This is a genomic window from Pseudomonas sp. v388 (genome assembly GCF_003935425.1).
GTDB lineage: Bacteria > Pseudomonadota > Gammaproteobacteria > Pseudomonadales > Pseudomonadaceae > Aquipseudomonas.
In genome coordinates, this window is record NZ_RHQN01000003.1 from 235454 (window position 1) to 247913 (window position 12460).

A 12460-nucleotide genomic window follows, 5' to 3' on the forward strand; every position below is an offset into this window, starting at 1 on the left:
GCCTTACGAATTATCAGGACTCCCGCACCATGATGAACAACGATGTATTGCGCAGCGTGCGCTACATGCTCGATATCAGCGACAGCAAGATTGTCGAGATCACTAAACTTGCCGGTTTCGACATCAGCAAGACCGACGTCATCGCCTTCATGAAAAAAGAAGACGAGGAAGGCTACCTCGATTGCAGCGACGAAATCATGGCCCACTTCCTGGATGGGCTGGTGTACTTCAAGCGCGGCAAGGACGAGAGCCGCCCGGCACCGGCGATCGAGCTGCCGATCACCAACAACATTGTTCTCAAGAAGCTGCGGGTGGCCTTCGAGCTCAAGGAAGACGACATGCACGAGATCCTCAAGTCGGTAGACTTCCCGGTGTCCAAGCCTGAGCTGAGCGCTTTGTTTCGCAAGAAAGGCCATACCAACTACCGCGAGTGCGGCGACCAGCTGTTGCGCAACTTTCTCAAGGGCCTGACCCTGCGCGTTCGCGGCTGATCCGGTCGCCATCGTGAGTCATCAAGTCTCCCCGGTCGGTTTCGTGCGCTCCTGCTTCAAGGAGAAGTTCGCGATTCCCCGCCAGCCGCAACTGGCGCCCGCCGCGCGTGGCGTGCTGGAGCTGGTAGCGCCGTTCGATCAAGGCGACGCGGTGCAGGGTCTGGAGCAGGTCAGTCACGTCTGGCTGCTGTTTCTGTTCCATCTGGCCCTGGAAGACAAACCTCGCCTGAAGGTACGCCCGCCGCGCCTGGGCGGTAACCAGTCGGTGGGCGTATTCGCCACTCGCGCGACGCATCGGCCCAACGGGATTGGCCAGTCTGTGGTCAAGCTGGACAAGGTCGAACCCGGTCGTCTGTGGCTGTCGGGTATTGACCTGCTGGACGGCACGCCGGTGCTGGACATCAAGCCTTACGTTCCTTACGCCGATATCATCAGTGACGCCAGCAACAGGATGGCGAGCGCCGCCCCCGATCTGATTCCAGTGCTCTGGGAAGACCACGCACTGAGGCAGGCTCGGGAAAATGGCTTGCGCCTCGGGGAACCGCTGGTGGAACTGATCGAACAGTGCCTGGCGCAAGACCCGCGTCCGGCGTACCAGACGCCGACGCCGGAACGCCGTTACGGCGCGCGGTTCTGGGATCTGGACGTGCGCTGGCATTATCCCGAGCCGGGCTTCATTCGAGTGCTCGACGTGGTCCCGGCGCTGGATTCCGGGCAATAAAAAACCCGCCGGGTCGCAAGGCTCGGCGGGTTTTCTTTGACCGGGTTTACTTCTCGACGAATGCACGCTCGATCAGGTAATCCCCCGGCTCACGCATGCGCGGCGAAACGGTCAGGCCGAAGCTGTTCAACACTTCGCTGGTTTCGTCGAGCATGCTTGGGCTACCGCACAGCATGGCGCGGTCGTCTTGCGGGTTGATCGGTGGCAGACCGATATCGCTGAACAGCTTGCCGCTGCGCATCAGGTCGGTCAGGCGGCCTTCGTTCTCGAACGGCTCGCGGGTCACGGTTGGGTAGTAGATCAGCTTTTCACGCAGCGCTTCACCGAAGAACTCGTTCTGCGGCAGGTGCTCGGTGATGAACTCGCGGTAGGCGACTTCGTTCACGTAACGCACGCCGTGGCACAGGATGACCTTTTCGAAACGCTCGTAGGTTTCCGGGTCCTGGATGACGCTCATGAACGGCGCCAGACCAGTACCGGTGCTCAGCAGATACAGATGCTTGCCGGGCTTGAGATCATCCAGCACCAGCGTGCCGGTAGGCTTCTTGCTGATGATGATCTCGTCGCCTTCCTTGAGGTGCTGCAACTGCGAGGTCAGCGGGCCGTCTGGCACCTTGATGCTGAAGAACTCCAGATGCTCTTCCCAGTTAGGGCTGGCGATCGAATACGCACGCATGAGCGGGCGACCGTTGGGCTGCTGCAGACCGATCATGACGAACTGACCGTTCTCGAAGCGCAGGCCTGGATCGCGGGTGCACTTGAAACTGAAGAGGGTGTCGTTCCAGTGATGGACGCTGAGGACACGCTCGTGGTTCATGTTGCTCATGTACGTGGGAACTCCTGAATTTTCGTGCCCGCAGGGGCAATGCGCTATTGCGCGACATTCTAGTGGCAGACACAATATCTGTTAAATGAATTATCAAGATATGGGTAATCGGTTATATAGATATGCGATTCACTCTCCGTCAACTTCAAGTCTTCGTCGCTGTCGCTCAGCAGGAAAGCGTGTCGCGCGCTGCCGTGCTGCTTTCGCTCTCGCAATCGGCCGCCAGTACCTCGATCACCGAACTGGAACGTCAATCCAGTACCCAGCTTTTTGATCGGGCCGGCAAGCGCCTGAGCCTCAACGCGACCGGTCGCCAGCTCCTGCCCCAGGCCGTCGCGCTGCTCGACCAGGCCAAGGAAATCGAAGACCTGCTCAACGGCAAGTCCGGCTTCGGTTCGCTGGCGGTGGGTGCGACCCTGACCATCGGCAATTACCTGGCGACCCTGCTGATCGGCAGCTTCATGCAGCGCCACCCGGAAAGCCAGGTCAAGCTGCACGTGCAGAACACCGCGCACATCGTGCAGCAGGTGGCTCATTACGAAATTGATCTGGGTCTGATCGAAGGTGATTGCAGCCATCCGGATATCGAAGTTCAGTCCTGGGTCGAGGATGAGCTGGTGGTGTTCTGTGCGCCGCAGCACCCGCTGGCCAAGCGCGCCCGCGCCACGTTGCAGGAACTCACCCATGAAGCGTGGATTCTTCGTGAACAGGGCTCGGGCACGCGACTGACCTTCGATCAGGCCATGCGTCACCATCGCAACGGCCTGAACGTGCGCCTGGAGCTGGAGCACACCGAAGCGATCAAACGCGCAGTGGAGTCGGGGCTGGGTATTGGCTGCATTTCGCGTCTGGCACTGCGCGATGCATTTCGTCGAGGCAGCCTGGTAGCACTGGAAACGCCGGAGCTGGACCTGTCGCGACAGTTCTATTTCATCTGGCACAAACAGAAGTATCAGACCTCTGCCATGCGGGAATTTCTGGAGCTGTGCCGGGCGTTCACCGCAGGCGTGCGGCGCAGTGATGAAATCGTGTTGCCCAGCCTGTACTGATCAGCCCAGCAGTATCACACCCCAGACCAGCCCAATCATGCCCAGCGCAACCAGTTGCGCTGCGCTGCCCATGTCCTTGGCGTTCTTGGACAGCGGGTGCAGGTCCAGGGAGATCCGGTCGATAGCCGCTTCCACCGCCGAATTGAGCAGCTCGACGATCAATGCCAACAGGCAGACCGCAATCAGCAGGGCCTGTTCGCCCTTGCTGACATTGACGAAAAACGACAACGGGATCAGCACGACGTTGAGCAGTACCAGTTGGCGAAACGCCGCCTCGCCCTTGAAAGCGGCCGTCAGGCCATCAAGGGAATAGCCTGCGGCATTGAAGATTCGTTTCAGGCCGGTCTGGCCTTTGAAGGGCGACATAGAGAGGGCTGCTGTGCAAAAAAGATGATGGAAATTAAGGTAGAACAGGTCAAAAAAGCGTGAACGTATTTCCGCCTGCCGTTCTTTCAAACAGATGAAATGGATTCCAGTTGTTGCAGCAGCAAGGCCGCCTGAGTCCGGGTGCGCACACCAAGCTTGCGGAAGATCGCCGTTACGTGGGCCTTGATGGTGGCTTCGGAGACGCTCAACTCGTAAGCGATCTGTTTGTTGAGCAAGCCTTCACAGACCATGGTCAGCACCCGGAACTGCTGGGGTGTCAGGCTCGCAAGCCCGGCACTGGCCGCCTTGGCCTCGGGCGAGACACTGACCGTCTCGTTGACCTGCGGCGGCCACCAGACATCGCCGTCGAGCACCGCGCGCACCGCCTGCTGGATATCCTCCAGGCAACTGGACTTGGGTATGAAGCCGCTGGCACCGAACTCCCGGGAACGGACCACAATCGAAGCTTCTTCCTGGGCGGAAACCATCACCACGGGAATCTGCGGATATTGCCCACGTAGCAGCACCAGCCCTGAAAACCCGTAGGCGCCGGGCATGTTCAAATCCAGCAGGACCAGATCCCAGTCGGCCTTCTGTTCCAGATGAGACTCGAGCTGGGCAATGCTTTCTGCCTCGACCGGCCGCGCATCAGGCCCCAGGCCAATGCTCAACGCCTGACGCAGCGCGCTGCGAAACAGGGGATGGTCATCGGCGATCAGGATGTCGTAGGTCATCGTTTGATCCTGTTTATAGTGAGGGCCGGACCGGCCGGCCGCTCAACAAGGCATCGGGAATGCCAATGATTCACTCGGCCGACCGGGCACATCCGTGGCCGTCAGCCTTCAAGCGGCGCCAAGGATGCCCAGCAAGACCATGACGGTCAAGCATCACGCACCCTCGAGTACATCCCTTACGGACTCTGCTTGAAGATAAGCCTTCAAATGGCTGTGTGCTGCGTCGTCCGGGTCAATCGGGTTCTGGAACTTGGCACCCAGATAGTGGGCGCTGAACACATCCAGATAGGCATCCAGCACGCCACTGGCAGTATGGTCCTGTGCCAGCTCCAGGCACAGCGCCGCCACTTCCGCCGTGCAGAAATGGTCGTCACGCCGGGATCGGCGCAGGCGGTAGCGTGATATCTGCTCTGGCGCCAGGCTCAGCACCGGAAACCGCTCAAGATACGGGCTCTTGCGAAACATCTTGCGCGCTTCCGTCCAGGTGGCATCCAGCAGGATGAACAGCGGCCGCTTGCCTGGCTCCTGACTGACCTGGGTCACGACGCGTTCCGGGGCGACGAACTCGCCTGGAAACACGATGTACGGCTGCCACTGCGGGTCGTCGAGCAGGCTCAGCAGTTGTTCGTCGACCTCTATCCGCGACCAGCCGAAGGCGTGAGTGTCCTGGATCACGTCGGCTATCAGCCATCCGGTGTTGGTGGGCTTCAAAGGCTCGGTATCGTACATCAGCAGACACATACCCGATGTCGCCGCCACCGTCGGCCTCCAGGCGCACAGACAGTAGCTGACTATCACCCGGCACCCGGGGCAGCGAGGCGCGCGGGAGCCGCGGGCAATAAACGGTTTGGTACTGCGCGCCAGACGTTCGTCCCGCAACCGGGAAACAGCATGACTCATTACAGCACCTGCCAACTGAAGGAATGCATCGACACCACGAAAACCCGGCAGAAAAAGTGCGCGCAGTTTATCAGACCCCCGGCGCTTCAACCTGCTTTCACGCCGGCTCCTGCCTTATACTGGCGCGGCATCCAGCCCGCCCAGGGCGGATGACCCGGAACGCATGTTCGAGTTGCTGGTCCAAACGCCCAGCCACTAAATCAGGAGAGTTTGATGCTGCGCCTTATCGTCCCCACCCTTACACTTTTGCTCGCCGCTCCGCTGTGCGCCCAGGCAGCCTCGAAACAGGAGTTCGAGCTCAGCAAGATGCTGGAAAAAGTTGCGAAGGAAAGCAGCGTCGGCACGCCGAGAGCGATCAACGAAGACATCCTCGACCAGGGTTACACGGTCAACGGCAAGGAGCTGATCAACCACCTGAGCGTGCGCGAAGGCCAGGCTCAGCAGATGCGCGCCAACCCGGATGTGATGCGCAATCAGTTGGGCAACAGCGTCTGCCGCAACAACGGCTACCGTCAGCTGATGACCAAAGGCGCCGTCCTCAAGTATCAATTCACCGAATACAAGACCAACCGCCCGGTGGCGACCCAGACGTTCCAGGCGGCGGACTGCACGGCCCGGCCGAAAAAGTAATAGCCTGACGCCTTCGCGGACAAGTCCGCTCCTACGGCCCCACGCCGTTTCCATAGGAGCCCCGCTTGTCCTCGAAGCGTTGGTACCCGCGACACAGACGCCGCGACCGTACCGACGCCCTTCCCGCTTTCTACATGGGTAGCCTTTTGGGGCAAACCGGACCATCATCCTGTGAATCGCGATTCTGCAGGAGGAGAAATCTTGAATGCCTTATGTCCCGAATGATGTCCTGTCCCGGCACTTTCAAAGCAATGGCCTGGACCTTACCGCGAAGATCGAAGACCACATCAACCTTGTAGCGCCCGGCAGTCCGAACCTGCCGCTGTACCGCGACATGATCCTTACCGTCCTGCGCATGGCTCAGGACGATCGCAATCGCTGGAATGCCAAGATTACCCTGCAAACCCTGCGCGAGCTGGACGGCGCGTTTCGGGTGCTGGAACGTTTCAAGGGGCGGCGCAAGGTCACGGTGTTCGGTTCTGCGCGTACCCCGGTCGAGCACCCGGTTTATCAGCTGGCCCGCGAGCTGGGCAGCAAGATCGCTGAATCCGACATGATGGTCATCACCGGCGCCGGCGGCGGCATCATGGCCGCGGCCCACGAGGGCGCGGGTCGTGAGCACAGCCTGGGGTTCAACATCACCTTACCGTTCGAACAGCATGCCAACCCGACCGTGGAAGGTACGGAAAACCTGCTGCCCTTCCATTTCTTCTTCACCCGCAAGCTGTTCTTCGTCAAGGAAGCCGACGCGCTGGTGCTCTGCCCTGGCGGCTTCGGCACGCTGGATGAGGCGCTGGAAGTGCTGACCCTGATCCAGACCGGTAAGAGCCCGCTGGTCCCCATCGTGCTGCTGGACAATCCCGGCGCCAACTTCTGGCAAAGCGCGCTGGACTTCATCAAGCACCAACTGGAAGACAATCACTACATCCTGCCGGCCGACATGAAACTGATGCGCCTGGTCTACAGCACCGACGAAGCCGTGCAGGAAATCAACCAGTTCTACAGCAACTACCATTCCAGTCGGTGGCTGAAGAACCAGTTCGTGATCCGCATGCACCATCCGCTCACCGAGCAGGCGCTGGCGCATATGCAAGAGGCCTTTGCCGATCTGTGCCTGAGCGAGAACTTCCATCAGCATCGCTATGAAGGAGAGCAACATGATGAGGCGCAGTTCAGCCATCTGACACGTCTGGCTTTCACCTTCACCGGACGCAATCAGGGCCGCCTGCGAGAGCTGATTGACTATATCAATCTTGCGGAAAACCGGATCGCGGCTTCAGAGCCACGGTCGGCGGCATCCGTTACCGATACAGTCTCTCGGGCAACTTAATCGTCTGCGCCTCGGCCGCTCAACAGGCGGCCGATGCTGTCCAGCGGGTAACCTCGATAACTCAGAAAGCGCCCTTGCTGCGCGCGCTCGCGTGCGTCGACAGGCAGCCTGCCGGCAAACTTGCGCTGCCAGGTTTCCTGAAGCTTTTCCTGCCAGTCGACGCCGCATTCCTTGAGCGCCTGCTCGATATCGGCTTTCTGTAGGCCGCGCTGGCCCAGCTCTTCACGAATACGCAAAGGGCCATAGCCGGAACGAGCCCGGGAAGCGACAAAGCTTTCAAGGTAACGGGATTCAGAGAGAAGCCCATCCTCAACCAGACGGTCGAGGGCGGGTTCGATAAGCTCGGAGGTTGCGCCGCGCTGACGCAGTTTACGCGTCAGCTCGACTCGACCGTGCTCGCGTCGCGCGAGCAGGTCCATTGCGGTCCGTCGTACCGCGACGACGGTATCAAGCACGACAGCCATCAGATGTCGATGTCAGCTTCAGCCATGTCGTCAGCAGCGGCAGGCTCGCGGGAGCCGACAGCCTTGGTGTCAACTCCAGGAGTCAGCAGCTTGTCGCGAATCAGCTTCTCGACGGCATTGCCGATTTCCGGATTGTCCGCCAGGAACTTCGCCGAGTTGGCTTTACCTTGACCGATCTTGCTGCCCTGGTAGCTGTACCATGCGCCGGACTTCTCGATGAAGCCATGCGCAACGGCCAGGTCGATGATTTCGCCGTTCAGGTAGATACCCTTGCCGTAGAGAATCTGGAACTCGGCCTGGCGGAACGGCGGTGCCACCTTGTTCTTGACGACCTTGACGCGGGTTTCGCTGCCCACCACTTCGTCGCCTTCCTTTACCGCGCCGGTGCGGCGGATGTCCAGACGGACCGAAGCGTAGAACTTCAGCGCGTTACCACCGGTGGTGGTTTCCGGGCTGCCGAACATGACGCCGATCTTCATACGGATCTGGTTGATGAAGATGACCAGGCAGTTGGCGTTCTTGATGTTACCGGTGATCTTGCGCAGCGCCTGGGACATCAGACGGGCCTGCAGGCCGACGTGCATGTCACCCATTTCGCCTTCGATTTCGGCCTTGGGCACCAGAGCGGCGACGGAGTCGACGACGATCACGTCGATGGCATTGGAACGCACCAGCATGTCGGTGATTTCCAGAGCCTGCTCGCCGGTGTCCGGCTGCGACACCAGCAGGTCATCGACGTTGACGCCCAGCTTGCCGGCGTATTCCGGATCGAGAGCGTGTTCCGCATCGACGAACGCACAAGTTGCGCCCATTTTCTGGGCCTGTGCGATGACCGAAAGGGTCAGCGTGGTTTTACCCGAAGATTCCGGGCCGTAGATTTCCACGATCCGGCCTTTCGGCAAACCGCCGATGCCCAGTGCGATATCCAGACCGAGCGAACCGGTGGAGATGGCAGGGATCGCCTGGCGATCATGGTCGCCCATGCGCATCACGGCACCCTTACCGAATTGACGCTCGATCTGACCCAAGGCCGCAGCCAAGGCTTTCTTCTTGTTGTCGTCCATTGAAGTCCTCACGTAATCAAATTCAATTTAGGGCCTGAACGGCCGCAACACCTGTATAAGTAGACAGTATTATTCCACAGGGAGAGGCGCGCGCCTACCCCTGTTTTGGCATTTCTCCAGCGACAAGCTCGATCAGCCCTTCTAGCGCGGCCTCAACCGTCTGTCGGCGCACTGCATCGCGATCTCCGGCGAACTGCCGACGCTGGGCGACCAGGCTTGAGCCTGCGCCCCAGCACAGCCAGACCGTACCGACCGGTTTTTCCGGCGAACCGCCGCCGGGGCCGGCGACACCGCTGACGGCCACGGCATACCGGGCACCGCTGTTGCGCTGCGCCCCGACGACCATGGAGCGCACTACTTCTTCGCTCACCGCGCCGACGGTGTTGAACAAGCTTTCGGGCACGTCCAGCTGTCGGGTCTTCTGGGCATTGGAGTACGTGACGTAGCCCGCCTCGAACCACGCCGAACTGCCGCCGATTCGAGTAATCGCCTCGGCAATGCCGCCACCGGTACACGACTCGGCGGTGGTGACCTGGGCCTTGGAAACCTGTAGTAGCTTGCCGAGCGCATCGGCGAGCCGGGTAATATCTTCCACGATGTGTTCCTGTCAGGTTCGAGCCGGACCCTGTGCAAAAGGTCCGGCCCGGTGATGGGCGGTCAAGGTGCGACCGTTCCGCTGGATGGCCGGTTACCTTTCTTCTTCCGGGTTTCCGGCTTTTTGATGGTTTCGACGATGGTTTGCGCGGGCCGGCGCCGGGCCTCCTCCAGAGTAATGAAGCGTCCGTTGCCAGCATCCCTTGCTCGCTTGTTGGCCATGTACAATCCTTTTGAACACGGGCCGCCCGGAATGAGCGGCGACGGGCAAAATTCTATACGGCAAATCTTCCCGTGGAAGCCGACTGAAATGCCCGCTCACCAATCCGTGCGGGCAAGCCGGACCTGCGCCGCTGCAGCGTGCGTGATAATCTTGCGCCCATCGCCAGACATACGCAGGACAACCTCCGGAAACAGGAAGGGGTTGCCTCTCATATCCGTAGTCTGCCCCACCTATTTCAAGAATTGTCCCGACTGACTGATGAACAAAGCCCTCTCCGATCTCTCCTCACACACGCCCATGATGCAGCAATATTGGCGGCTCAAGAATCAGCACCCTGACCAGCTCATGTTCTACCGCATGGGCGACTTCTACGAAATCTTCTACGAAGATGCGAAGAAGGCGGCCAAGCTGCTGGATATCACCCTGACCGCCCGCGGTCAGTCGGCAGGCCAGAGCATTCCCATGTGCGGCATTCCGTACCATGCGGCCGAGGGTTATCTGGCCAAGCTGGTCAAGCTGGGCGAATCGGTGGTCATCTGCGAGCAGATCGGTGATCCGGCCACCAGCAAAGGGCCGGTAGAGCGCCAGGTCGTGCGCATCATCACGCCTGGAACCATCAGCGATGAAGCGTTCCTCGACGAGCGCCGTGACAACCTGATCGCCGCCGTTCTGGGCGATGAGCGCCTGTTCGGCCTGGCCGTCCTGGACATCACCAGCGGCAGTTTCAGCGTGCTGGAAATCAAGGGCTGGGAAAACCTGCTGGCCGAGCTTGAGCGCATCAACCCCGTGGAGCTGCTGATTCCTGACGACTGGCCGCAGGGCTTGCCTGCCGAGAAGCGCCGCGGTGCTCGCCGTCGCGCTCCGTGGGACTTCGAACGTGACAGCGCCCACAAAAGCCTGTGCCAGCAGTTCGCGACTCAGGACCTCAAGGGCTTCGGCTGCGAGATGCTGACCCTGGCCATCGGTGCCGCCGGATGCCTGCTGGGCTACGCCAAGGAAACCCAGCGCACTGCCTTGCCGCACCTGCGCAGCCTGCGCCACGAGCGACTGGACGACACGGTGGTGCTGGATGGCGCCAGCCGCCGCAACCTGGAACTGGATATCAATCTTTCCGGCGGGCGCGACAATACCCTGCAATCGGTCATGGACCGCTGCCAGACCGCCATGGGTACCCGCCTGCTGACGCGTTGGCTGAACCGCCCGCTGCGTGACCTGACCGTCCTTCAGGCGCGCCAGAGTTCGATCACCTGTGTGCTGGAACGCTATCGCTTCGAGAACCTGCAACCGCAGCTCAAGGAAATCGGCGATATCGAGCGGATTCTCGCCCGTATCGGCCTGCGCAATGCCCGCCCTCGTGACCTGGCCCGCCTGCGCGACGCGCTGGGCGCACTGCCCGCACTGCAAACCGCACTGTCTGAGCTGGAGGCGCCGCACCTGCAACAACTGGCGGCGACCATCAGCACCTATCCAGAGCTGGCGGACCTGCTGCAACGTGCGGTAATCGACAATCCGCCCGCCGTTATCCGTGACGGCGGCGTGCTGAAGACCGGCTACGACGCCGAGCTTGACGAGCTGCTGTCCCTCAGCGAGCACGCCGGGCAATTCCTGATCGATCTGGAAGCCCGGGAAAAAGCCCGCACCGGCCTCGCCAATCTCAAGGTGGGTTACAACCGCGTCCACGGCTATTTCATCGAATTGCCGAGCAAGCAGGCCGAACAGGCCCCGGCCGACTATATCCGTCGCCAGACTCTCAAAGGCGCCGAGCGTTTCATCACGCCGGAACTCAAGGCCTTCGAAGACAAGGCCCTGTCGGCAAAAAGCCGGGCGCTGGCCAGGGAAAAGCTGCTCTACGAGGCGCTGCTGGAAGATCTGATCGGCCATCTGGCGCCGTTGCAGGACAGCGCGGCCGCCCTGGCTGAACTGGACGTGCTGAGCAACCTGGCCGAGCGCGCCCTGAATCTGGACCTCAACTGCCCACGCTTCGTCGATGAGCCATGCATGCGCATCGAACAGGGTCGCCACCCGGTAGTCGAGCAGGTGCTGTCCACGCCGTTCGTGGCCAATGACCTGGCGCTGGACGACAACACGCGCATGCTGGTCATCACCGGTCCGAACATGGGCGGTAAGTCCACCTACATGCGTCAGACGGCATTGATCGTGCTGCTGGCGCATATCGGCAGTTTCGTACCGGCTGCCAGTTGCGAGTTGTCGCTGGTCGACCGCATCTTCACCCGGATCGGGTCGAGCGATGACCTGGCCGGCGGGCGTTCCACGTTCATGGTGGAAATGAGCGAGACGGCGAACATTCTGCATAACGCCACCGATCGCAGTCTGGTGCTGATGGACGAAGTCGGTCGCGGCACCAGTACGTTCGACGGTTTGTCGCTGGCTTGGGCTGCGGCAGAATGTCTCGCCCAGTTGCGCGCCTACACGCTGTTCGCCACCCACTACTTCGAGCTGACAGTGCTGCCGGAAAGCGAACCGCTGGTCACCAACGTGCACCTCAATGCAACCGAGCACAACGAGCGCATCGTGTTTTTGCACCGGGTGCTGCCAGGCCCGGCAAGCCAGAGCTACGGCCTGGCGGTGGCCCAGTTGGCGGGGGTTCCGGGCAAGGTAATCACCCGTGCCAAGGAGCATCTGCAACGCCTGGAAACCACCAGCCTGCCCCATGAAAAGCCCAAGGCCAGGCCCGGCAAACCTGCCGCTCCGCAACAGAGCGACCTGTTCGCCAGCCTGCCCCATCCGGTGCTCGACGAGCTGTCGAAAGTGAAACTCGACGACCTTACGCCGCGTCAGGCGCTTGAGATGTTGTATACATTGCAAACACGCCTCTGACGAAGCGTGCAACAAGCTGTTAGAATCCCGCGCGGTTTGGGATGCGCTCTGCTTTTAGCCTGGCAGCGCCGCTATCCGAGCCGCGTGATAACGCAGCGAACCTATGTGTTTGCGGCAGGCGAGGCAGTCAACTGCTTCAAGGCCGCGCACCCAAGCACGTTTTCATGAGGCCGGGACCTCCCCGAACCCTGCATCCCTGTCTGGAAGGGCTCTGCTGCCGCCGCCTGAGG

General features: G+C 60.8%; 14 protein-coding genes. 6 read left to right on the forward strand and 8 right to left on the reverse strand.

The features are described from left to right. Positions 1-29: 29 nt before the first annotated feature. On the forward strand, positions 30-491 hold the full coding sequence (locus EGJ27_RS08725) for a DUF1456 family protein (RefSeq protein ID WP_125830325.1): 462 nt from the start codon (positions 30-32) through the stop codon (positions 489-491). A gap of 13 nt (positions 492-504) precedes the next feature. Beyond that, entirely contained in the window at positions 505-1212 is a 708-nt protein-coding gene (gene tsaA, locus EGJ27_RS08730; RefSeq protein WP_125830326.1) for a tRNA (N6-threonylcarbamoyladenosine(37)-N6)-methyltransferase TrmO, read from the forward strand. Between the two features lie 46 nt (positions 1213-1258). Here tsaA and fpr read toward each other — a convergent pair whose 3' ends face one another. Beyond that, positions 1259-2038: a ferredoxin-NADP reductase gene (gene fpr / locus EGJ27_RS08735; protein WP_007923929.1), complete on the reverse strand. Its 780-nt coding sequence runs from the start codon at positions 2036-2038 to the stop codon at positions 1259-1261. Between the two features lie 122 nt (positions 2039-2160). On the opposite strand from fpr, the gene EGJ27_RS08740 reads away from it, so the two are divergent. Then, positions 2161-3087 (forward strand): LysR family transcriptional regulator, encoded by a 927-nt coding sequence (locus EGJ27_RS08740; RefSeq protein ID WP_125830327.1) that lies wholly within the window; start codon positions 2161-2163, stop codon positions 3085-3087. Here EGJ27_RS08740 and EGJ27_RS08745 read toward each other — a convergent pair whose 3' ends face one another. The 3 genes from EGJ27_RS08745 to EGJ27_RS08755 form a co-directional block, all read right to left on the reverse strand. Beyond that, the gene (locus EGJ27_RS08745) at positions 3088-3453 is read right to left on the reverse strand and encodes a diacylglycerol kinase (RefSeq protein WP_125830328.1); all 366 of its coding nucleotides are present in this window, start codon (positions 3451-3453) and stop codon (positions 3088-3090) included. Between the two features lie 86 nt (positions 3454-3539). After that, positions 3540-4187, reverse strand: a complete 648-nt coding sequence (erdR, locus tag EGJ27_RS08750) for a response regulator transcription factor ErdR (protein ID WP_125830329.1) — start codon at positions 4185-4187, stop codon at positions 3540-3542. A 153-nt stretch (positions 4188-4340) separates the two neighbouring features. After that, a complete protein-coding gene (locus EGJ27_RS08755; protein WP_125830330.1) occupies positions 4341-5087 on the reverse strand; it encodes a tRNA-uridine aminocarboxypropyltransferase in 747 nt (248 codons plus the stop codon). A 213-nt stretch (positions 5088-5300) separates the two neighbouring features. Between EGJ27_RS08755 and EGJ27_RS08760 the strand changes: the two genes are divergently transcribed. Both EGJ27_RS08760 and EGJ27_RS08765 read left to right on the forward strand, forming a co-directional pair. Continuing rightward, positions 5301-5717, forward strand: coding sequence for a quorum-sensing-regulated virulence factor family protein (locus EGJ27_RS08760; RefSeq protein WP_125830331.1), 417 nt, complete (start codon positions 5301-5303; stop codon positions 5715-5717). Positions 5718-5922: 205 nt separating this feature from the next. Beyond that, entirely contained in the window at positions 5923-7047 is a 1125-nt protein-coding gene (locus EGJ27_RS08765; RefSeq protein ID WP_125830332.1) for a TIGR00730 family Rossman fold protein, read from the forward strand. Here the strand turns inward: EGJ27_RS08765 and recX are convergent. The 4 genes from recX to EGJ27_RS24895 all read right to left on the reverse strand — a co-directional run bounded on the left by recX (position 7044) and on the right by EGJ27_RS24895 (position 9391). Beyond that, the gene (gene recX, locus EGJ27_RS08770; RefSeq protein ID WP_125830333.1) at positions 7044-7511 is read right to left on the reverse strand and encodes a recombination regulator RecX; all 468 of its coding nucleotides are present in this window, start codon (positions 7509-7511) and stop codon (positions 7044-7046) included. The genes EGJ27_RS08765 and recX overlap by 4 nt on opposite strands. Next, entirely contained in the window at positions 7511-8575 is a 1065-nt protein-coding gene (recA, locus tag EGJ27_RS08775; RefSeq protein WP_125830334.1) for a recombinase RecA, read from the reverse strand. Before recA ends, recX begins: the two co-directional genes overlap by 1 nt. Positions 8576-8669: 94 nt before the next feature. After that, complete coding sequence (locus EGJ27_RS08780; protein ID WP_125830335.1) at positions 8670-9170, reverse strand: CinA family protein; 501 nt, start codon at positions 9168-9170, stop codon at positions 8670-8672. Between the two features lie 62 nt (positions 9171-9232). Next, complete coding sequence (locus tag EGJ27_RS24895; RefSeq protein ID WP_177522985.1) at positions 9233-9391, reverse strand: hypothetical protein; 159 nt, start codon at positions 9389-9391, stop codon at positions 9233-9235. 259 nt (positions 9392-9650) lie between these two features. Here EGJ27_RS24895 and mutS point away from each other — a divergent pair, with 259 nt between their 5' ends. After that, on the forward strand, positions 9651-12230 hold the full coding sequence (mutS, locus tag EGJ27_RS08785) for a DNA mismatch repair protein MutS (RefSeq protein ID WP_125830336.1): 2580 nt from the start codon (positions 9651-9653) through the stop codon (positions 12228-12230). Positions 12231-12460: the final 230 nt, after the last annotated feature.

What these genes read in the sequence shown, in the direction of transcription:
- EGJ27_RS08725 (WP_125830325.1), top strand. Translation starts at nt 30, where the DNA reads ATGATGAACAACGATGTATTGCGCAGCGTGCGCTACATGCTCGATATC.
- fpr (WP_007923929.1), bottom strand. Translation starts at nt 2,038, where the DNA reads ATGAGCAACATGAACCACGAGCGTGTCCTCAGCGTCCATCACTGGAAC.
- EGJ27_RS08740 (WP_125830327.1), top strand. Translation starts at nt 2,161, where the DNA reads ATGCGATTCACTCTCCGTCAACTTCAAGTCTTCGTCGCTGTCGCTCAG.
- EGJ27_RS08745 (WP_125830328.1), bottom strand. Translation starts at nt 3,453, where the DNA reads ATGTCGCCCTTCAAAGGCCAGACCGGCCTGAAACGAATCTTCAATGCC.
- erdR (WP_125830329.1), bottom strand. Translation starts at nt 4,187, where the DNA reads ATGACCTACGACATCCTGATCGCCGATGACCATCCCCTGTTTCGCAGC.
- EGJ27_RS08755 (WP_125830330.1), bottom strand. Translation starts at nt 5,087, where the DNA reads ATGAGTCATGCTGTTTCCCGGTTGCGGGACGAACGTCTGGCGCGCAGT.
- EGJ27_RS08760 (WP_125830331.1), top strand. Translation starts at nt 5,301, where the DNA reads ATGCTGCGCCTTATCGTCCCCACCCTTACACTTTTGCTCGCCGCTCCG.
- EGJ27_RS08765 (WP_125830332.1), top strand. Translation starts at nt 5,923, where the DNA reads ATGCCTTATGTCCCGAATGATGTCCTGTCCCGGCACTTTCAAAGCAAT.
- recX (WP_125830333.1), bottom strand. Translation starts at nt 7,511, where the DNA reads ATGGCTGTCGTGCTTGATACCGTCGTCGCGGTACGACGGACCGCAATG.
- recA (WP_125830334.1), bottom strand. Translation starts at nt 8,575, where the DNA reads ATGGACGACAACAAGAAGAAAGCCTTGGCTGCGGCCTTGGGTCAGATC.
- EGJ27_RS24895 (WP_177522985.1), bottom strand. Translation starts at nt 9,391, where the DNA reads ATGGCCAACAAGCGAGCAAGGGATGCTGGCAACGGACGCTTCATTACT.
- mutS (WP_125830336.1), top strand. Translation starts at nt 9,651, where the DNA reads ATGAACAAAGCCCTCTCCGATCTCTCCTCACACACGCCCATGATGCAG.